Below are 19745 nucleotides of genomic sequence, written 5' to 3' on the forward strand. Positions count from 1 at the left end.
TTTTGATCCCGGAACCCCGCGCGCCACCCGCGCGGCCGTGCGGTCCCCGCCGGCCGTCGCGCCGCGCGCGGGCGCGCCCGTACGCGGAATGACCACAACGAGGTGGCCTACGCCACAAGCCCCACCCGCTTCTCCTACTTCCGTGATCAATCCGGAACCAATTCCGGTCTTGACCGAGACCCATCAACCTGCTGCGCGATTACGCTCGCGCTCATGGCCGACTCCATATCGTCCCCAACCCCCACGGACCGCCCCGTCTACATCATCGGCGGCGGTCCCGCAGGACTCTCCGTCGCGTACACGCTGCGGGCCCGGGGCATACGCGCCGTCGTCCTGGAGAAGTCCGACCGCGTGGGCGCGTCCTGGCGGCGGCACTACGACCGGCTCCGCCTGCACACCACCCGGCGCCTGTCCGCCCTCCCGGGACTGCCGATACCGCGCCGGTTCGGGCGCTGGGTGGCCCGTGACGACGTGGTGCGGTACCTGGAGAAGTACGCCGAGGCCCACGCGCTGGAGATCGTCACCGGCGTCGAGGTCTCCCGCGTCGAGCGCTCCCCCGACGGCACCGGCTGGCTGCTGCGCGCCACCGGCGGACGGGAGCTGACCGGCGCCGCCGTGGTCGTGGCCACCGGGTACAACCACACGCCGTACGTCCCCCGGTGGGCCGGGCGCGACACCTACAAGGGCGACTTCGTGCACGCCGGGGACTACCGCGATCCCGCGCCCTACGCCGGGCGCGACGTCCTGGTCGTCGGCGCCGGCAACACCGGCGCCGAGATCGCCGTGGACCTGGTGGAGGGCGGCGCCTCCCGGGTACGGCTGTCGGTGCGGACGGTTCCGCACATCGTGCGGCGCTCCACCGCCGGGTGGGCCGCCCAGTACACCGGCGTCCTGGTACGGCGGCTGCCGGCCGGCGTCGTCGACCGGATGGCGCGCACGCTGGCCCGGCTGAGCGTGCCCGACCTGTCCGCCCAGGGCCTGCCCCGCCCGGACACCGGCCTGTACACGCGGGCCAAGCAGGGCGCGATCCCGGTGCAGGACGTGGGCCTGATCGACGCCGTGCGCCGGGGGAAGGTCGAGGTCGTGGCGGCCGTCGACGGCTTCGAGGGCGGCAAGGCCGTCCTCGCCGACGGCTCCCGCGTCGCGCCGGACGCCGTCGTCGCCGCCACCGGATACGCCCGCGCGCTGGAGGGCCTGGTGGGCCACCTCGGCGTGCTCGACGACAGGGGCAGACCCGTGGCGCACGGCGCCCGCACCGCGCCGCAGGCCCCCGGGCTCTTCTTCACGGGCTTCACCACACCCATCAGCGGCACGCTCCGCGAGGTGGCCCGGGACGCCGAGAAGATCGCCAGGAGCGTCGTCAAGCACGGCGGGGACCGGCTCTCACGGCTGCCCGGATGACGTAGCAGCCCTCAACTCCCCTCCTCCGAGCTCCCGTTGCGCATGCGCCAGTTGTGACGGGGGCGTTGAAGCGTGCCGCCTCACGGGGCCAGAATGTGAACACTGCTCACTTTCTGGCTCCGCACTCTCTCCATACGGAGGATGCACGTGGCACGCGAAAGACAGCACGACCCCCGGCCCCTGACCCGGCGTTCACTGCTCGGCGGCGCCGCCGCCACGGCCGGTGCCGCCGCCCTCACCGGCACCGCGGCAGGTCCGGCGGCCGCGACGGCCGCACGGACCGTGGACGTCGCGGTCGTCGGCGCCGGCCTCGCCGGTCTCACCGCCGCCCGCGACCTGGTGGCCGGAGGGAGGACCGTGGCCGTCCTGGAGGCGCGTGACCGCGTCGGCGGGCGCGTCGTCAACCTGCCGCTGGCGGGCGGCGGTTTCACCGAGGGCGGCGGCGAGTTCGTCGGCCCCACCCAGAACCGCGTCAAGGCGCTCGCCGACTCGCTCGGCGTGGCGACCTTCGCCACCTACAACGCCGGCAAGAACCTCCTCTACAAGGACGGCACGCGGACCCCGTACGCCACCGACGGCGTCCTCGGCTCGGTGCCCCCGATCGACGCGGCGGGCCTCGCCAACGCCGCGATCGTGCAGGCGTCCCTCGACGACATGGCCAAGAAGATCCCGCTGGACGCCCCCTGGACGGCGCCGAAGGCCGCCGAGTGGGACAGGCAGACCTTCGAGAGCTGGCTGAACGCCAACGCGGTCGTGCCGTCGGCCAGGTTCCTGCTGGACGTGGCCTGCACGTCGATCTTCTCGGCCCAGCCGCGCGAGCTCTCCCTGCTCTTCGTCCTCTTCTACATCGCCGCCGCCGGCGACGAGTCCGGCGTCGGCACCCTGGAACGCCTGACCGGCACCGCGAACGGCGCCCAGGCGTCCCGCTTCGTCGGCGGCTCCCAGCAGGTGCCGATCAAGCTGGCCGCGGCCCTCGGCGACCGGGTGGTGCTCGGCGCGCCCGTGCGCTCGATCGCGCGGTCCGGCGCCCGGTACGCGGTGACCGCCGACGGCATCACGGTCACGGCGAAGAAGGTCGTCGTGGCCGTACCGCCGCCGCTGGCGGCCCGCATCTCCTACGACCCGCTGCTCCCGGCCGCCCGCGACCAGCTGTGCCAGCGGCTGCCGATGGGCTCCATCGGCAAGGCGATCGCCGTCTACGACAGCCCCTTCTGGCGGACCGACGGCCTCAACGGCCAGGTGGTCAGCGACTCCGGCGTGGCCCGCTCGACCTTCGACAACTCCCCGCCGGACGCCTCCTACGGCGCCCTGATGGGCTTCATCGAGGCCGACGAGATGCGGGCCCACGACGCCTCGGGCGCCGACGAGGTCAGGGCCGCCGTCCTGGCGGACTACGCCGCCTACTTCGGCGACAGGGCCAAGTCGCCCACCTCCTTCGTCCTGCAGCGCTGGGACAACGAGGGCTTCTCCCGCGGCGGCCCGGTCGCCTACGCGCCTCCCGGGGTGCTCACGGAGTACGGCGCCGCCCTGCGCACGCCGTGCGGCGGCATCCACTGGGCGGGCACCGAGACCTCCACGCACTGGAACGGATTCATGGACGGAGCCGTGCGCTCGGGCGAGCGGGTGGCGAAGGAAGTGCTGGCGGCGCTGTAGCGGGCCGCAACCATTCGGGACCGACCCGTTCCTGACTGCGCGTCAGTTCAGTAATCTGACAGAGCGTCAGTTATTTGCTGTCACACAGGAGCGGGCGGACCGATGCTTGGATCAACCCACGGCACCCTCACCACCGACTCCCGCCGGGCCCGGGTCATCGCCTGCGGCGAGCAACCCGGACCCGCCGTCCACGGCCGGCCCACGGACGGCGGCGACCTCGACGTCGGCGGCCGGCCGCTGTACGCCGACGTACCCGACCTCGACCGCTTCTTCCGCCCCGAGTCCGTCGCCGTGATCGGCGCCTCGGACGCCGAGGGGCGGCCCAACACCGGGATCACCCGTCAGCTGGTGGACTGGGCCGGGCGGGTCGGAGCCCGGCTGCACCCCGTGCACCCCGGCCGACCGTCCGTCTTCGGCATCCCCTGCTCCCCCTCGGTCGCCGACCTGCCCGAGCAGGTCGACCTCGCCGTCCTGCTGCTCGCCGACCCCTCCGCCGTGATCGGGGAACTGGCCGAGGCCAAGACGAAGTTCGCGGTCGTCTTCGCCTCCGGGTTCGCCGAGACCGGCGCCGAGGGCGCCGCCGCGCAGGAGCGGCTCGCCGCCGCCGCGGCCCGGTCCGGGATGCGGCTGCTGGGACCCAACACCAACCTCAACGCCTTCGAGCGCTTCCGGGACGACCTCGACGGGCCGGCCATCGCGCTGATCACCCAGTCCGGGCACCAGGGGCGACCCGTCTTCGCCCTCCAGGAACTCGGCGTCCGCCTCTCCCACTGGGCGCCCACCGGCAACGAGGCCGACCTGGAGAGCGCCGACTTCATCTCCTACTTCGCCGAGCGGCCCGAGGTCGGCGCCATCGCGGCCTACCTCGAGGGGCTGAAGGACGGCCGGTCGTTCCTGCTCGCCGCCGACCGGGCGGCCCGGCGCAAGGTGCCCGTCGTGGCCGTCAAGGTGGGCCGTACCGAGACCGGCGCCCGCACCGCCGCCTCCCACACGGGCAAGCTGACCGGTGCGGACACGGTGGTGGACGCGGCGATGCGGCAGTTCGGCGTGATCCGGGTGGACGGCCTGGACGAACTCCAGGACACCGCCGCCCTGCTGGCCCGCGCCCGGCCGCCGCGCGCCGAGGGCGTCGTCGTCTACTCGATCTCCGGCGGCACCGGCGCCCACTTCGCCGACCTGGCGACGGAGGCGGGCCTGCGGCTCCCGGCGCTCTCCGCGGCCAAGCAGGCCGAACTGCACCAGTGGATACCCGAGTACCTGAGCGTGGCCAACCCCGTCGACAACGGCGGCCACCCGGTCGGCGACCACCGCGGCCGGAAGATCATCGACGCGATCCTCGACGACCCCGGGGTGGGGGTGCTGATCTGCCCGATCACCGGCCCCTTCCCACCGCTCAGCGACCGTCTGGTACGGGACCTGGTGGACGCGGCGGAGCGGACGGAGAAGCTGGTCTGCGTGGTGTGGGGCTCCCCCGTCGGCACCGAGCCCGCCTACCGCGAGGTCCTGCTCGGCTCCTCCCGGGTGGCCACCTTCCGTACCGTCGCGAACTGCATCACCGCCGTCCGGGCCTACCTCGACCACCACCGCTTCACCGCCGGCTACCGCTCGCCCTTCGACGAGGCGCCCCGCACCACCTCGCCGTCGTTCCGCAAGGCACAGGCCCTGATGCGCCCGGGCCGGCAGCTCAGCGAGCACGCGGCGAAGCAGCTCCTGCGGGCGTACGGGATCAGGGTCCCGCGCGAGCAGCTGGTGACCAGCGCGGCGGCGGCCGTCCGTGCCGCGAGCCTGGTCGGCTACCCGGTGGTGATGAAGGCCTCCGGCGCGCGGCTCGCCCACAAGACCGAGCTGGGGCTGGTGAAGACCGGGCTGACCTCGGCGAGCCAGGTCCGGGACGCCTACCGCGAGCTGACGGACATCGCCCGCTGCGAGGGCGTCGGCCTGGACGGCGTCCTGGTCTGCCAGATGGTCGAGCGGGGCGTGGAGATGGTCGTCGGCGTCGCGCACGACGAGCTGTTCGGGCCGACGGTGACGGTCGGGCTCGGCGGGGTGCTCGTCGAGGTCCTGCGGGACGTCGCCGTCCGCGTGCCGCCCTTCGGCGAGGACCAGGCCCGGGACATGCTCGGCGACCTGCGCGGCAGGGCCCTGCTCGACGGGGTGCGCGGGCGCCCCCCGGCCGATCTGGACGCACTCGTCGAGGTCGTGCTGCGGGTGCAGCGGATGGCGCTGGAGCTCGGGGACGATCTCACCGAACTGGACATCAACCCGCTGATGGTGCTGCCCCAGGGGCAGGGGGCGGTGGCGCTGGACGCGCTGGCGGTGTGCCGGTGAGCGAGGAGACGTGGGTGCTGCACGAGACGGCCGGTCAGGTCTCACACATCACGCTCAACAGGCCGGAATCCCTCAACGCCCTCACCCCCGGGCAGCGCGACCTCGTCATCGCCCTGCTCGCGGACGCCTCGGCCGACCCGGACGTACGGGCCGTGGTCCTCACCGGGACGGGGCGGGGCTTCTGCGCGGGGGCCGATCTGCGGGGCGGGGCGGCGGACGGGGAGCGGGTCCCCGGCGACGTCGCGCGCATGATCCGCACGGGAGCGCAGCGCCTGATCGCCGCCATCCTCGACTGCGAGAAACCGGTGATCGCGGCGGTGAACGGTACGGCGGCGGGCATCGGCGCACATCTGGCGCTCGCGTGCGACCTCGTACTGGCCGCGGAATCGGCACGTTTCATCGAGGTGTTCGTACGGCGCGGGCTGGTACCGGACGGCGGCGGCGCCTATCTCCTCCCCCGTCTGATCGGCCCGCGTCGCGCGAAGGAGCTGATGTTCTTCGGCGACGCGCTCGGCGCCGCCGACGCCGAACGCCTGGGCCTGGTCAACCGGGTCGTCCCGGACGGGGAGCTGGACAGGACGGCCCGCGAGTGGGCCGTACGCCTCGCCGCCGGGCCCACCCGGGCCCTCGCCCTCACCAAGCAGCTCGTCAACGCCTCCCTCGACACCGACCGCGCGACCGCGTTCGCCGCCGAGGCGGCCGCGCAGGAGATCAACATGACGACCGAGGACGCGCGGGAGGGCGTACGCAGCTTCGCGCAGCGCACGAGCCCCGAGTTCAGGGGCCGCTGACCCTTCCTATCTGACGGCCCGTCAGCTTCAATGGAGAACGTGATGGGACACGCAGGGGCGGCCGCGGCGGCCGTCCGCTACCTCAGGTCGGCCGGGGCCCCGGGCCCCGTGGAAGCGCTGCCGCGCCCGGAGCTGCGCTGCGTCGGCGAGAACGAGCGCCCCCCGGTCGACCGGGCCGAGTTCCGCCGCGTCCTCGGCAGCTTCGCGACGGGCGTCACCGTCGTCACCGCCCCCGCGGCGCCCGGCGAGGACGCTCCCGCCGGCTTCGCCTGCCAGTCCTTCTCCTCCCTCTCCCTCGACCCGCCCCTGGTCGCCTTCATGGTCGGCCGCACGTCGACGACCTGGCCCCGCATCGCCCGCGCGGGCGTCTTCTGCGTCAACGTGCTCGGCGCCGGGCAGGGCGAGCTGTGCCGCGGCTTCGCGGTGAGCGGCGCGGACAAGTTCGCGGGCGTGCCGTACGACGCGGCGCCGGCCTCCGGCTCCCCCCGCCTGACCGGCGCGCTCGCCTGGATCGACTGCGCGATCCACGCGGTGCACACCGGGGGCGACCATCTGATCGTGGTGGGGCGGGTGGACGCGCTGGGCACGGGCGACACGGACGGGGAGCCCCTGCTCTTCCACAAGGGGCGGTTCCGGTAGCCGATCAAGCGCCTGCGCGGACGGTCACCCTCGGTCGGGGTCACCGCACCGGGGTTCACGACCGGTGAATCCCGCAGCGGCTGGGCGTTGAGGACTACACTCCTTAGGAGTGTAGTCCTAAGGGGCGGACAGAACGTCGTCCGCGGAGGAGCAGTCATGCGTCAGCCGAAGCCGGCCAAGCCGTCACGGGTCTTCGACCGAGGTGCCGAGTGGGACGCGCTCAGCTCCTTCGTCCGCCGTCCCATGGCGCACGCCGCCCTCGGAGTCCTCAGCGGAAGACGGCGCATGGGGAAGACGTACCTGCTCCGGGCTCTCGTCGAACAGTGCGGCGGGTTCTACTTCGGGGCCACGGACGCCACCGAGGCGGAGTCGCTCCGCCAGTTCAGCGCCGCTCTCGCGGAATACGCGGGTTCCCCCGTCCCCTTCTCCTTCGCCACCTGGGACGACGCGGTCGCCTACCTCTTCCGCCTCGCGGCTCCCGGCGCCCCCACACGCGGCGGACCGCTGCCGGACACCTCGCTTCTCGTGGTCATCGACGAGTTTCCGTACCTGGTGAAGGCGGCCCCCGAGCTGCCCTCGCTGATCCAGCGCGCGATCGACCAGGGCCAGGTGGAGGAGAGCCGCATGCGCCTGCTGCTGTGCGGCTCGGCCATGTCCGTGATGGGCGGGCTGCTGGCCAGCAGTGCGCCCTTGCGAGGCCGGGCGCAGCTCGAACTGGTCGTGCGGCCCTTCGGATACCGGGCGGCGGCGGACTTCTGGGGGGTCGCCGCGGATCCCGCTCTCGCCGCCCGACTGCATGCGGTGCTCGGTGGTACGCCTGCTTACCGCCGTCAGTTTCTGGCGGACGACGTCCCGACCGATCTGGACGGCTTCGACGACTGGATCTGCCGTACGGTCCTGTCGCCGTTCAGCCCCCTGTTCCGGGAAGCCCGGTACTTGCTGGCCGAGGAGGCGGACATCCGGGACACGGCGCTGTACCACTCCGTGCTGGCCGCCGTGGCGGAGGGCAACACCACGCGGGGAGGCATCGCGGGATACATCGGCCGGAAGTCGGTCGACATCTCGCACCCGCTCAACGTCCTGGAGGACAGCCACCTCCTCGTGCGGGAGGCCGACATCTTCCGGGCGGGGAAATCCCAGTACCGCATCACCGAGCCTCTGATCAACTTCTATGAGGCCGTCATGCGGCCGGCCTGGGCCCGGCTGGAAGCGGGCCAGGCCTCGGAGGTGTGGGCTCAGGCGGACCAGCGCTTCGCCGCACAGGTGGCCGGTCCGCACTTCGAGGCGATGTGCCGTGAGTACGTGCTGGGGCCCGGACGGAACCTGCTCAGCACCTCCCTGGGCGACGTGGGGGGCGGCGTCGTGACCGATCCCAGGGAGCGCCGGCAGATTCAGGTGGACGTGGCCGTGGTCGAGCAGGGGTCCGGCGGGAAACGTCCGTCGGTCGCCCTGCTCGGGGAGGCCAAGTGGGGCACGGTCATGGGAGTCGCCCATCTCGAACGCCTCGCGCGGGCACAGGAACTGCTCACCGGGCGCGGCATGGACACCTCGCAGTGCGCACTGGCGTGTTTCAGCGCCGCGGGTTTCAGCCAGGCCCTGCGAGCCGAGGCGGTACGAAGCGGGGTGATTCTGGTCGGTCTGGATGAGTTGTACGGGCGGACGATGCCGTTCAGCCTCTCCTGACGTGGCCCGCCGGAGCGAGTTCCCCCACGGCGGAGACCGGCCTGCGGCGGATCACCAGGGACATCAGCGCCGCCGCCGCGCACAGGGCGCCGCAGGCGTACCAGACCAGGTCGTAGGAGCCGAAGGCGTCGCGGGCCACGCCGGCGAGGAAGGCCACGAGCGCGGCGCCGACCTGGTGGCCGGCGAGGACCCAGCCGAAGACGATGGCGCTGTCGTCGCCGTACTGCGCACGGCACAGGGCGACGGTCGGCGGGACGGTGGCGACCCAGTCCAGGCCGTAGAAGACGATGAAGAACAGCATGGGCGGGTGGACCGACGGCGCCAGCAGCATCGGCAGGAACAGCAGGGAGATGCCGCGCAGGGCGTAGTAGACGGCCAGCAGCCGGCGCGGTTCGAAACGGTCGGTGAACCAGCCGGAGGCGACCGTGCCCACCACGTCGAAGACACCGATGACCGCGAGCAGCGAGGCCGCCGCCGTGACGGGCATGCCGTGGTCGTGGGCGGCGGGCACGAAGTGGGTCTGGATCAGGCCGTTGGTGGTGGCGCCGCAGATCGCGAAGGTCCCGGCGAGCAGCCAGAAGGTGCCGGTGCGCGAGGCCGTCACCAGGACGGTGACCGCGCGGCGGGCGGCGCCGCGCGCGGGCGCGGGCTTCGGCACGAACTCCCGGGCGCCGTACGGCTTCTGGCCCACGTCCGCCGGGTGGTCACGCAGCAGCAGCCAGACGAAGGGGACCACCGCGAGGGCGGCGAGGGCGACCGTGACGGCCGCCGGACGCCAGTCGTGCTTCTCCACGATCCACGACAGCAGGGGGAGGAAGATCAGCTGGCCGGAGGCCGACGCGGCGGTGAGGACGCCCGTCACCAGGCCCCGGCGCTCGGTGAACCAGCGGTTGGTGACGGTGGCGGCGAAGGCCAGGGCCATCGAGCCGCTGCCCAGGCCGACCAGCAGGCCCCAGCACAGCATCAGCTGCCAGGCCGCCGTCATCCACACCGTCAGGCCGGAGCCGAGCGCGATCACGGTGAGGGCGACCGCGACGACCTTGCGGATGCCGAAGCGGTCCATCAGCGCGGCCGCGAACGGCGCGGTGAGGCCGTACAGCGCGAGGTTGACGGAGACCGCGGCCCCGATCGTGCCGTGCGACCAGCCGAACTCACGGTTCAGCGGGTCGATCAGCAGCCCGGGGAGCGAGCGGAAGGCGGCCGCGCCGATGATCGTCACGAAGGCGACGGCGGCGACGGACCAGGCACGGTGGATACGGGGTCCGTTCCCGGTCGGAACGTCCTGTGCGGCCGCTGCGGCCTCGGTTGTCTGAGTCACGGCATAGAGCATCCAGGCCGGTGCCGCACGCAACCACTGGCCCGAAGGACAGCATCCGATAGGATCGGGCCATGGATACGGCCACGGACTTCCGCCCGCACCGCGTCGTCGTCCTCGCCATGGACGGGCTGCTCCCCTTCGAGCTGGGCATCCCGCACCGCATCTTCGGACGCCCCAAGGACGCCCTGGGACGCCGTCTGTACGAGGTCATGACCTGCTCGGTCCGGCCGCCGGGACCGGTGCGGACCGACGCCGACTTCTCGATCGCGGTCGAGCACGGCCCGGAGCTGCTGGCCACCGCCGACACCGTCGTCGTCCCCGCCTCGTACGAACTCGGCCCGGTCTTCGAGGAGGGCGTCCTCACCGACGAGCTGGCCGCCGCCCTCGCCCACATCCGGCCCGGCACCCGGCTCGCCTCGATCTGCACCGGCGTCTTCGTCCTCGCCGCCGCCGGCTATCTGGACGGCCGGCCCGCGACCACGCACTGGGCGGAGACCGAGCAGCTCCAGCGCCTCTTCCCGAAGATCGACGTCGACCCGGACGTGCTGTTCGTCGACGACGGCGACGTCCTGACCTCCGCGGGCGTCGCGGCCGGCATCGACCTGTGCCTGCACATGGTGCGCCGCGACCACGGCACGGCGGTCGCCAACGACGTCGCCCGCCGCACCGTCGTACCGCCGCACCGCGACGGCGGACAGGCGCAGTACATCGAACGCCCGGTGCCTGAGCCCCGGTCGGCCACGACGACCGCCGCCCGCGCCTGGGCCCTGGGGCGCCTCCACGAACCGATCCAGCTGCGGGACATGGCGGCCCGGGAGTCGATGTCCGTACGCACCTTCACCCGCCGCTTCCGCGAGGAGGCCGGCGTCAGCCCCGGGCAGTGGCTGACCCGGCAGCGGGTGGAGCGGGCCCGGCACCTGCTGGAGTCCAGCGACCTGTCCGTGGACCAGGTGGCACAGCAGGCCGGATTCGGCACGGCGCAGTCGATGCGGGCGCATCTGCAGGCGTCGCTGGGCGTCACCCCGACCGCCTACCGCCGCACCTTCCGGACCGGCACCGGCGTCAGGACGTGAGCGTCCGGCACCGGCGTCAGAACGTGAGCACCCCCCGCGCCACCCGTCCCGCCCCCGCGTCCGCCTCGGCCTTCGCGAAGTCCTCCACCGGGTAGGTCCGCGTGATGAGTTCGTCCAGCAGCAGCAGCCCGGCGCGGTACAGCTCCGCGTACCGGGCGATGTCCCGCTGCGGCCGTGACGAGCCGTACCGGCAGCCCAGGACGGACTTGTCGAGGTACATGGAGGAGACCAGGAAGGACGCCTCGGCCGTCGCCGGCGGGACGCCGAGCAGTACCGCCTGACCGTGCCGGTCCAGCAGGTCGATCGCCTGCCGGATCAGCTCCACCCGCCCGACGCACTCGAAGGCGTGGTCGGCCCCCGTCGGCAGGACGTCCCGCACTCCGTCCGCCGAGGTCAGGAAGTGCGTCGCCCCGAAGCGCCGGGCCACCGCCTCCTTCGCCGGGTTGGCGTCCACGGCGACGATGGGCAGCGCCCCCGCGATCCGGGCGCCCTGGATGACGTTGAGCCCGATGCCACCGGTGCCGATGACGAGGACCGACTCCCCGTGCTCGACGCGCGCCCGGTTGAGCACGGCGCCCACCCCGGTCAGCACCCCGCACCCGATCAGGGCGGCGGACGGCATCGGGACGTCCTCGGGGATGCGGACCGCCTGGACGGCCTTCACCACGGTCCGCTCGGCGAAGGCGGAGTTCGAGGCGAACTGGTACACCGGCCGGCCGCCCCGGGTGAACGGCCGGCCCGGCCGCCCGATCGCCTGCCGGCACATCGTCGGCCGCCCGCGGTCGCACTCCGCGCACGTACCGCAGTTGGCGAGCGTGGACAGGGACACGTGGTCACCGGGCACGACATGGCTCACCCCGGCCCCGACGGCCTCGACGACACCCGCCCCCTCGTGCCCCAGCACCACGGGGACCGGGAACGGTATGGTCCCGTCCACCACGGACAGGTCGCTGTGGCACAGCCCGGCCGCCGAGATCGCGACCAGCACCTCCCCCGGCCCCGGGTCCCGCACCCGGAGGTCGTCCACGACCTCGACCCGCTTGCCGTCGAACAGCACTCCGCGCATCAGACGACTCCCTTGGGCTCCCTCGGCAGGCCGAGCACCCGCTCGGCGATGATCGTGCGCTGAACCTGGTCCGAGCCGCCGTAGATGGTGTCGGCCCGGGAGAAGAGGAAGAGATGCTGCGCGGCGTCGAGTTCGTACGGCGCCGAGGGCGACCAGTCCACCGGTCCGGCCGCGGCGGCCGCCCCGCGCACCTCCATCGCCAGCTCACCCAGCCGCTGGTGCCAGCCGGCCCACAGCAGCTTCGCCGCGCTGGGCGCGCCCGCGTCCCCCGGACTCCCCAGCGTGCGCAGGGCGTTCCACCGCATGGCCCGCAGCTCGGCCCACTGCCGCACCAGCCGCTGCCGCAGGACGGGATCGGTGACGGCCCCCGACCGCACGGCCGCGTCCACGACCCGCCCCAGCTCGGCCGCGAACCCGATCTGCTGGGCCAGGGTGGACACCCCCCGCTCGAACCCCAGCAGGCTCATCGCGACCTGCCACCCGGCTCCCGCCCCGCCCACCACGTGCTCCGCGCGAGCGCACGCGCCGTCGAAGAACACCTCGTTGAAGTCACTGGTCCCGGTCAGCTGCCGGATCGGCCGCACCTCCACGCGCCCCGGCTGGTCCATCGGCACGAGCAGGAAGCTCAGCCCGCGGTGCCGCGCCGAGCCGGGCTCGGTGCGTGCCAGCACGAAACACCAGTCGGCCTCGTGGGCGAGGGAGGTCCAGATCTTCTGCCCGCTGATCCGGTACGTCCCGTCCGGGGCCCGCTCGGCCTTCGTCCGGATCCCGGCGAGGTCCGACCCCGCCCCGGGCTCGCTGTAGCCCTGGCACCACAGCTCCTCACCGGCGGCGACCGCCGGCAGGAAGCGCGCCTTCTGCTCGTCCGTGCCGTGCGCCAGCAGGGTCGGCGCCAGCAGGTTCTCCCCGATGTGACCGGAGCGCGGCGGCGCCACGGACCGCGCGTACTCCTCGGCCCAGACCACCTGCTGGGTGAGCGAGGCGGTGCGGTTGCCGTATCCCGCCTCCCCCCACCCGATCCCGACCCACCCGTCCTTGCCGAGGGTCTGCTCCCACTCACGGCGCCCCGCCGCACCCGGGGCATGCACCCCGAGCCACTCCCGCACCTCATCCCGAAAGCGCTCGTCCTCAGCACTGAAACCGAAATCCACGGGACCTCCTCAAGCATCCGGCCGGCTGCGGCGCCCCAGAGGCGCGGGGAACCGCGCGACCAGCCACCACGAACCCGCACCCGCCCACCACCGACCCCCTAGGTGTTCGGCCGCTCCCCCCGCGCCGCGGCCCGCTCCATCGCCGCCAACCGCTCGAGCATCGGCATCGGGTCCACGCCGACGGACCCCGGCAGGAACTCCGCGATCCTCTCCGGCGTCCAGCCGCCGGAGGCGAAGGCCGAGCGCAGTTCCCGCGGCTGGGCCCAGACCGCCAGCTTCGCGCCCGCGATCGTGTAGACCTGCCCCGTCACCCCGTCCTCCTTGGCCCGGTCGGACAGCAGATAGACGACGAGGGCCGCCACGTCCTCCGGCTCCCCCATCTCCGCCAGCCGGGTCGGAACGTTCGCCGACATCCGGGTACGGGCGACGGGCGCCACCGCGTTGGCGGTCACGCCGTACTTGTGCAGCCCCAGCGCCGCGCTCCGGACCAGCGAGATGATCCCGCCCTTGGCGGCGCTGTAGTTGGCCTGCGAGACCGACCCCTGGTGGTTGCCGCTGGTGAATCCGATCAGCGTCCCCGCGCGCTGCCCGCGCATCACCGCCGAGGCGGCCCGGAACACGGTGAACGTCCCCTTCAGATGGGTGGCGAGGACCGGGTCCCACTCCTGCTCGGACATGTTGAACAGCATCCGCTCGCGCAGGATCCCGGCGACGCACACGACCCCGTCGATCCGCCCGTAGGAGGAGACCGCCGCGTCCACCACGCGCTGCCCGCCGGCCATCGTGGAGATGTCGTCGGCGACGGCGACCGCCTCCCCGCCCGCCGCCTCGATCTCCTTGACGACGGCTTCGGCGACCTCGCTGGTCGGGCAGGCGCCGTCGACGGCGACGCCGTAGTCGTTGACCACGACCCGCGCCCCCTCGGCCGCCGCGGCCAGCGCGACGGCCCGGCCGATGCCCCGCCCGGCGCCCGTCACGGCGACGACCTTGCCTGCCAAGAAGTTCCCCACGTCCGGCCCCTTCCCGTGGTTTCTGACGGTCCGTTAGATTCTATGGCCCGTCAGATACCTTCGGACAACCCCCGGGGAGGGACCGATGTCGCTGCCGGACTCGTTCCGCGAGATCGCCGAGCGCGTGAACAACTGGGGGCGCTGGGGCGCCGACGACGAGATCGGCACGCTCAACCTCATCACCGACGAGGTCGTACGGGAGGCCGCCGCGGCCGTCCGCTCCGGCCGGCGCGTGCCGCTCGCCCTGCCGCTGCGGCAGGACGGCGTGCAGACCGGGATGATCCCGGGACGGGTCAACCCCCTGCACACGATGGTGCAGATCAACCAGGAGCTGTTCGGGCCGGGCACAGTCGCCTGCAGCGACGACGCCGTGACCATGGGCCTGCAGGCGGCCACCCACTGGGACGCGCTGCCGCACGTCTCGCACTCGGGCAGGCTCTACAACGGCCGCCCCGCCGGCACCGTCACCGCGCACGGCGGCGCCGCGTTCGCCGGCATCGACAAGGCGCGGCACATCGTCTCGCGCGGGGTGCTGCTGGACGTGGCACGCGCCCGGGGCGTGGACCGGCTGGAGGGCGGGCACGCGGTCACCCCCGAGGACCTTCGGGCGGCCGAGGAGTTCGGCGGTACGCGCGTGCGGGCCGGCGACATCGTGCTCGTGCGGACCGGGCAGATCCAGGTGTACCTCGCGGGCGACAGGGAGGCGTACGGCTATCCCTCGCCGGGCCTGTCGGTCCGTACGCCGGAGTGGTTCCACGACCGCGATGTCGCCGCCGTGGCGAACGACACCCTCACCTTCGAGATCTTCCCTCCCGAGATCGAGGACCTGTGGCTGCCCGTACACGCGCTCGACCTGGTGGAGATGGGCATGCTGCAGGGGCAGAACTGGAATCTGGAGGAATTGTCCACAGCCTGTGGACAAGCGGGGCGGTACGCGTTCCTGCTGTCGGCGATGCCCGAGCCCTTCGTCGGCGCGACGGGAACCCCCGTGGCTCCCGTCGCCGTCCTGTGAGTCCCGCGGCCGGCGGCCCGCCGCTCCCGCCCCGAGCACGGCGCCACGCGCCGCCGGCCGACTCCGGCGCACCCGCTCCAGTCCCGCCTGGCGACCCCTGGACGGGACCGGCGCCGAACCACGACCCACGCTCGGCGGGGGCTCCCGTCACCGAAGCCCTCGCCGTCCCCTCACGGCGAATCGCAGACCCCAAGCGTGATCAGCTGGACACGGTGCGTCAACACCCGTACGGAGATTTATCACTTAAGCCCTCTTTGTCGAGGCCGCGCACAGAAGCACGTCCCGGCGCATCACACCCGTCCGGACCTGACCGGACGGCGCTCCTTGCGACCGTGCGCCAGGGCGGACCGGATTCCCCGCTTCCGTGCGCCCGTCACACCGCCTCGAACGCCAGCCCCTCGTACGCAGGCGCCGCGTCGCAGCGGGACTGCGTCTGCCGGCGGGACTGTGCGCAGCGGTCGAGTTCGCACCAGATGCGCTTGCCTGCACCCTCGGGGCTCCACCCCCAGCGGTCGGCGAGACCGTCGACGAGGGCGAGGCCGCGACCCCCGGTCGCGTCACCGTCGGCACAACGGGGAACGGGAGCGCGGTCACTGCTGTCGGCCACCTCGAGGCGCACGGTGGCGGCCTCGCAAGCCGCACCGGGCAGCAGCAGACGCAGGACGGCCGGGCAGCCGGTGTGCACCACGGCGTTGGTGACCAGTTCGGAGACGAGCAGGATCAGCGTCTCGGCGAGCGGCTCGTCGGCCTCTATGCCGGACCCGGCGAGCCGTGAGCGAGCCCATTTGCGGGCTCGCCCCACCTCTGCGGGGTCGGGCCGGACTTCCAGCTGCACCTGAAGCACCTGCACCGCTCACACCATCCGAACCGGCGGACACATGACCTCGCGCCACCTGCGCGCCGCGACGAGGGCCACGATCGTGGCCATTTTCTGCCTGGCCAGGACAGTGGCCAGCGCAGAGCCCAGAGCAGGGGTCACGGAACGTGAATCCCTTGCACGACAGCATGGTTGACGTACAGTCACGCCAACAAGCGCTTCGGGCATATTCCAGCGCGAAGGAGTACCCGTGCGGCATACTGTGCGACGCCCACCGCGCGGAGTCGAACAGGCCTGTTGAGGCGTCGCCCCGGGGGCGACACCGGCACGGCTCGCGCTCGGGACCTCTCGCATCCCACAGAAGGTACCGGAGCCGGGCGCCGACTCCGGGACGTGACGGGTCACACATAGGACACAACCCGATATCAACGCTCCGTAATTCCGGTATGCCACAATCCGCGACATCTGGGCAGGGCCGGGTCCGCGACATCGCAGGCCGCGCCGGTCAGCCGGTCAGATCCGCGGCGAGCAGCTCCTCACTCTCCGTAGCGCCGCCACCACGTTGCGCCCGGACCCACGCCCGCTTCAGATGCAGGTGCACCTCGCTCTCCCAGGTGAAGCCCATCCCGCCGTGCACCTGGAGGCAGTCCCGGGCGCCGCGCCCGGCCGCCTCGTCGGCGAGCAGCCGGGCCGCGGCGATGTCGGCCCGGTCGGCGGTGACGGCGGCCGCGTAGACCGCGGCGCGGGCGACCTCGGCCCGCACCAGCATCCCCGCGCACAGGTGTTTGACCGCCTGGAAGGCCCCGATCGGCTGCCCGAACTGCTCACGGGTCCGGGCGTGTTGCACGGCCAGCTCGCACACGCGGGTGGCGGTGCCGAGCTGCTCGGCGGCCGTCAGCAGCACGGCGACGGGGTCGGTGGGGGCCGGTGCCGGCACCCGGTGCAGGGGCGTCAGCGGATCGACCGACCTCATCGGTACGGCCCCCTCGGCACCCCGGCGCACCACGTCCGCCTCGGCCAGCCACTCCACGAGCCGCCCGTCGGCCGCCGCCACGACGACCTCGCCGGTGGCCGCCCCGGGCACCTCCCCGGCGGCCAGATGCGTGGCGACCAGCGGCCCGGGCAGCAGCGCCCGCCCGGCTTCCTCGAACGCCAACACGGCCTCCGGCAGCCCCAGTCCGGCCCCGCCCCCGGCCTCGGGCAGCCGCAGCGAGAAGAACCCGAGCTCTCCGAGGTCCCGCCACAGTTCCCGGTCGAGACGGCACCGCGGACCGCCGGGCCCGTCTGCTCCCCCCGGAGGCGCGGGGCCGTCCCGGCACGCGGCTCCGCCACGGGCCGCGGCCCGCCAGGACGAACCGCCCGCCGCCCGGCGGGCGATCGCGGCCCGCACGGCACCGCGCAGGTCCTGCTGCTCCACGCTCAGTCGGAACCGCACGCTCACCTCCCCTTCGGCAGTCCCAGGACCCGCTCGCCCACGATGTTCCGCTGGATCTGCGAGGTACCGGCCGCGATGGTGTACGACAGCGACGACAGCCGCTCCAGCGTCCAGGGCCGCTCCAGGTCCAGCGCGTCCGGCCCGAGAACCTCCGCCGCGGCGTCGTAGAGGTCCTGGCGGGCGTGCGAGTAGCGCAGCTTGAAGACCGAGGCCCCCGCTCCCGGCACCCCGCCGGAGGCCTCCGCCTCGCTCACGTTCCACTGCGTCAGCCGCCACAGCGCCCGGAACTCGGCGTTGAGCCTGCCGAGCCGCCGCCGGAGCACGGGGTCGTCCCAGCGCCCGTTCCGGCGTGCCTCCGCGGCCAGTTCGCCCAGCACACGCCGGCAGGCGACCACCTCGCCCACGAACGCCGTGCCGCGCTCGAAGGACAGCGTCACCATGGTCACGCGCCAGCCGTCGTTCTCCCCGCCGACCCGGTTGGCGGCCGGCACGCGCACGTCGTCGAGGAACACCTCGGCGAACTCGGCCGACCCGGCGAGCGTCGTCAGGGGCCGTACGGTGATCCCCGGGGCGTCCATGGGCAGGGCGAGCCAGCTGAGGCCCCGGTGCTTCGGCGCCTCGGGGTCGGTGCGCACCAGCAGCTCGCACCAGTCGGCCACTTCGGCGTGCGAGGTCCAGATCTTCGAGCCGCGCACCACGTAGTCGTCGCCGTCCCGCCACGCGCGCGTGCGCAGGGCCGCGAGGTCGGAGCCGGCGTCCGGCTCGCTGAAGCCCTGGCACCAGACCTCCTCGCCGCGCAGGATCGGCGGCAGCCAGCGCGCCCGCTGCCCGGGCGTCCCCTCGGCGGCGATCGTGGGTCCCGCGTGCAGCAGTCCGACGAAGTTCGCCCCGACATAGGGGGCGCCGGCCTTCTCGGTCTCCTCCAGGAAGATCAGCCGGACGCTCGGAGTGCCGTCCCAGTGGACGTCGGCGTACCCGGCCTCGTACAGCATCCGCTGCCAGCCGAGGTCGTAGGCCCTGCGCGCGGGCCAGTTGCGCGGGGACGGCTTCGGCGGCAGCGTCGGCAGCACCTTGCCGAGCCACTTCGCGAGCCGGGCCCGGTACTCCTCCTCCTCGGGGGTGTACGACAGGTCCACTAGCGGTCCAGGTCGAGACCGAGCATGCGGATGGCGTTGCCCCGCATCAGCTTGTGGACCGTCTCGTCGTCGAGTCCCTTCACATGGTCGAGGGCGATCTCCCTGGTGTGCGGGAAGGTCGAGTCGACGTGCGGGTAGTCGGTCTCGAAGGTGGCGTTGTCCCGGCCGACCACGTCCAGCGAGGCGACCCCGTGCTTGTCGCGGAAGAAGCAGCAGAACATCTGCCGGTAGTAGTACGTCGAGGGGGGCTCCGGGATCAGGTCCCGCACGCCGCCCCACGCGCGGTGCTCCTCCCAGACGTCGTCGGCGCGTTCCAGGGCGTACGGGATCCAGCCCATCTGCCCCTCGGAGTAGGCGAGTCTGAGCCTCGGGAACTTCACCAGCACCCCGCTGAAGAGGTAGTCCATCATCGAGGCCATGGCGTTGTTGAAGCTCAGCGACGCCTGCACGGCGGGCGGCGCGTCCGGGGACGCGGCCGGCATCTGGGAGCTGCTGCCGATGTGCATGTTGACGACCGTGCCGGTCTCCTGGCAGACCGCGAAGAAGGGGTCCCAGTAGCCGGAGTGGATGGACGGCAGGCCGAGGTGGGTGGGGATCTCGGAGAAGGTCACCGCCCTGACCCCGCGGGCGGCGTTGCGCCGGATCTCGGCGACCGCCAGCTCCACGTCCCACAGCGGGACCAGGCACAGCGGGATGAGCCGGCCGCCGCTGTCGCCGCACCACTCCTCGACCATCCAGTCGTTGTAGGCGCGCACGCAGGCCAGCGCGACCTCCTTGTCATGGGCCTCGGCGAAGGTCTGCCCGCAGAAGCGCGGGAAGGAGGGGAAGCAGAGGCTGGCCTCGACGTGGTTGAGGTCCATGTCCTCCAGGCGCGCCTTGGGGTCCCAGCAGCCGCGCCGCATCTCCTCGCGGGTGATGCCCTCCAGGGTCATCTGGTCGCGGTCGAAGCCGACGGCGGCGATGTTCCGCTTGTACGGGAACTTCAGGTCCTCGTAGATCCACCAGTCGGTCGGCTGCCCCTCGGGGTCCATCGTGATCTGGTACTTGCCGGCGACGTAGGCGAGTTCGCCGATGCCCGCGGTCAGCGGCTGCGGGCCCCGTTCGCGGTACTTCGCCGGCAGCCAGGTCTCGAAGAGGTGCGCGGGCTCGATCACGTGGTCGTCGACGCTGATGATGCGGGGCAGTTCGGTCATGGGTCCCCTCCGCCTGACGCGACTTGTTTTCTGATGCAC

The 19745-nt window shown here is 73.0% G+C and carries 16 protein-coding genes; 8 read left to right on the plus strand and 8 right to left on the minus strand.

Features of this window, described 5'->3' with window-relative positions:
• Positions 1 to 213 precede the first annotated feature (213 nt).
• From ACJ9NR_RS17330 to ACJ9NR_RS17355, 6 genes are all read left to right on the plus strand, one after another.
• Positions 214 to 1401: a flavin-containing monooxygenase gene (locus ACJ9NR_RS17330; RefSeq protein ID WP_412488465.1), complete on the plus strand. Its 1188-nt coding sequence runs from the start codon at positions 214 to 216 to the stop codon at positions 1399 to 1401.
• Positions 1402 to 1542: 141 nt separating this feature from the next.
• Positions 1543 to 3054: a flavin monoamine oxidase family protein gene (locus ACJ9NR_RS17335; protein ID WP_412488466.1), complete on the plus strand. Its 1512-nt coding sequence runs from the start codon at positions 1543 to 1545 to the stop codon at positions 3052 to 3054.
• A 102-nt stretch (positions 3055 to 3156) separates the two neighbouring features.
• Positions 3157 to 5382: an acetate--CoA ligase family protein gene (locus ACJ9NR_RS17340; protein WP_412488467.1), complete on the plus strand. Its 2226-nt coding sequence runs from the start codon at positions 3157 to 3159 to the stop codon at positions 5380 to 5382.
• Positions 5373 to 6173: an enoyl-CoA hydratase/isomerase family protein gene (locus ACJ9NR_RS17345; protein ID WP_412488468.1), complete on the plus strand. Its 801-nt coding sequence runs from the start codon at positions 5373 to 5375 to the stop codon at positions 6171 to 6173. The genes ACJ9NR_RS17340 and ACJ9NR_RS17345 overlap by 10 nt, the downstream gene beginning before the upstream one ends.
• Before the next feature lie 42 nt (positions 6174 to 6215).
• Entirely contained in the window at positions 6216 to 6812 is a 597-nt protein-coding gene (locus tag ACJ9NR_RS17350; RefSeq protein WP_412488469.1) for a flavin reductase family protein, read from the plus strand.
• Between the two features lie 156 nt (positions 6813 to 6968).
• Positions 6969 to 8495, plus strand: a complete 1527-nt coding sequence (locus ACJ9NR_RS17355) for an AAA family ATPase (RefSeq protein WP_412488470.1) — start codon at positions 6969 to 6971, stop codon at positions 8493 to 8495.
• Here ACJ9NR_RS17355 and ACJ9NR_RS17360 read toward each other — a convergent pair.
• Positions 8482 to 9813 (minus strand): MFS transporter, encoded by a 1332-nt coding sequence (locus ACJ9NR_RS17360; RefSeq protein WP_412488471.1) that lies wholly within the window; start codon positions 9811 to 9813, stop codon positions 8482 to 8484. The two genes, ACJ9NR_RS17355 and ACJ9NR_RS17360, sit on opposite strands and share 14 nt — an antisense overlap.
• 71 nt (positions 9814 to 9884) lie before the next feature.
• Here ACJ9NR_RS17360 and ACJ9NR_RS17365 point away from each other — a divergent pair, with 71 nt between their 5' ends.
• Positions 9885 to 10886 (plus strand): GlxA family transcriptional regulator, encoded by a 1002-nt coding sequence (locus ACJ9NR_RS17365; RefSeq protein WP_412488472.1) that lies wholly within the window; start codon positions 9885 to 9887, stop codon positions 10884 to 10886.
• 16 nt (positions 10887 to 10902) lie between these two features.
• Here ACJ9NR_RS17365 and ACJ9NR_RS17370 read toward each other — a convergent pair whose 3' ends face one another.
• The 3 genes from ACJ9NR_RS17370 to ACJ9NR_RS17380 all read right to left on the minus strand — a co-directional run bounded on the left by ACJ9NR_RS17370 (position 10903) and on the right by ACJ9NR_RS17380 (position 14113).
• Complete coding sequence (locus ACJ9NR_RS17370) at positions 10903 to 11952, minus strand: Zn-dependent alcohol dehydrogenase (RefSeq protein WP_412488473.1); 1050 nt, start codon at positions 11950 to 11952, stop codon at positions 10903 to 10905.
• Complete coding sequence (locus ACJ9NR_RS17375) at positions 11952 to 13103, minus strand: acyl-CoA dehydrogenase family protein (RefSeq protein WP_412488474.1); 1152 nt, start codon at positions 13101 to 13103, stop codon at positions 11952 to 11954. The genes ACJ9NR_RS17370 and ACJ9NR_RS17375 overlap by 1 nt, the downstream gene beginning before the upstream one ends.
• A gap of 98 nt (positions 13104 to 13201) precedes the next feature.
• Positions 13202 to 14113 carry an SDR family NAD(P)-dependent oxidoreductase gene (locus ACJ9NR_RS17380; protein ID WP_412488475.1) on the minus strand — a complete coding sequence of 304 codons (912 nt, stop codon included), beginning with the start codon at positions 14111 to 14113 and terminating at the stop codon, positions 13202 to 13204.
• Between the two features lie 85 nt (positions 14114 to 14198).
• On the opposite strand from ACJ9NR_RS17380, the gene ACJ9NR_RS17385 reads away from it, so the two are divergent.
• The gene (locus tag ACJ9NR_RS17385; protein ID WP_412488476.1) at positions 14199 to 15125 is read left to right on the plus strand and encodes a cyclase family protein; all 927 of its coding nucleotides are present in this window, start codon (positions 14199 to 14201) and stop codon (positions 15123 to 15125) included.
• Between the two features lie 373 nt (positions 15126 to 15498).
• Here the strand turns inward: ACJ9NR_RS17385 and ACJ9NR_RS17390 are convergent, their stop codons facing one another.
• From ACJ9NR_RS17390 to ACJ9NR_RS17405, 4 genes are all read right to left on the minus strand, one after another.
• Positions 15499 to 15960 carry an ATP-binding protein gene (locus ACJ9NR_RS17390; RefSeq protein WP_412488477.1) on the minus strand — a complete coding sequence of 154 codons (462 nt, stop codon included), beginning with the start codon at positions 15958 to 15960 and terminating at the stop codon, positions 15499 to 15501.
• A 487-nt stretch (positions 15961 to 16447) separates the two neighbouring features.
• Positions 16448 to 17377 (minus strand): acyl-CoA dehydrogenase family protein, encoded by a 930-nt coding sequence (locus ACJ9NR_RS17395; protein WP_412488478.1) that lies wholly within the window; start codon positions 17375 to 17377, stop codon positions 16448 to 16450.
• Positions 17378 to 17379: 2 nt separating this feature from the next.
• A complete protein-coding gene (locus ACJ9NR_RS17400) occupies positions 17380 to 18513 on the minus strand; it encodes an acyl-CoA dehydrogenase family protein (protein ID WP_412488479.1) in 1134 nt (377 codons plus the stop codon).
• Complete coding sequence (locus ACJ9NR_RS17405; RefSeq protein ID WP_412488480.1) at positions 18513 to 19706, minus strand: amidohydrolase family protein; 1194 nt, start codon at positions 19704 to 19706, stop codon at positions 18513 to 18515. The genes ACJ9NR_RS17400 and ACJ9NR_RS17405 overlap by 1 nt, the downstream gene beginning before the upstream one ends.
• Positions 19707 to 19745 lie beyond the last annotated feature (39 nt).

The organism is Streptomyces sediminimaris (assembly GCF_047049295.1).
GTDB lineage: Bacteria > Actinomycetota > Actinomycetes > Streptomycetales > Streptomycetaceae > Streptomyces > Streptomyces sediminimaris.

Excerpts from the sequence above, each read along its gene's own strand:
- ACJ9NR_RS17330 (WP_412488465.1), top strand. The coding sequence starts at position 214 with ATGGCCGACTCCATATCGTCCCCAACCCCCACGGACCGCCCCGTCTAC.
- ACJ9NR_RS17335 (WP_412488466.1), top strand. The coding sequence starts at position 1,543 with ATGCACGTGGCACGCGAAAGACAGCACGACCCCCGGCCCCTGACCCGG.
- ACJ9NR_RS17340 (WP_412488467.1), top strand. The coding sequence starts at position 3,157 with ATGCTTGGATCAACCCACGGCACCCTCACCACCGACTCCCGCCGGGCC.
- ACJ9NR_RS17350 (WP_412488469.1), top strand. The coding sequence starts at position 6,216 with ATGGGACACGCAGGGGCGGCCGCGGCGGCCGTCCGCTACCTCAGGTCG.
- ACJ9NR_RS17355 (WP_412488470.1), top strand. The coding sequence starts at position 6,969 with ATGCGTCAGCCGAAGCCGGCCAAGCCGTCACGGGTCTTCGACCGAGGT.
- ACJ9NR_RS17365 (WP_412488472.1), top strand. The coding sequence starts at position 9,885 with ATGGATACGGCCACGGACTTCCGCCCGCACCGCGTCGTCGTCCTCGCC.
- ACJ9NR_RS17370 (WP_412488473.1), bottom strand. The coding sequence starts at position 11,952 with ATGCGCGGAGTGCTGTTCGACGGCAAGCGGGTCGAGGTCGTGGACGAC.
- ACJ9NR_RS17385 (WP_412488476.1), top strand. The coding sequence starts at position 14,199 with ATGTCGCTGCCGGACTCGTTCCGCGAGATCGCCGAGCGCGTGAACAAC.
- ACJ9NR_RS17405 (WP_412488480.1), bottom strand. The coding sequence starts at position 19,706 with ATGACCGAACTGCCCCGCATCATCAGCGTCGACGACCACGTGATCGAG.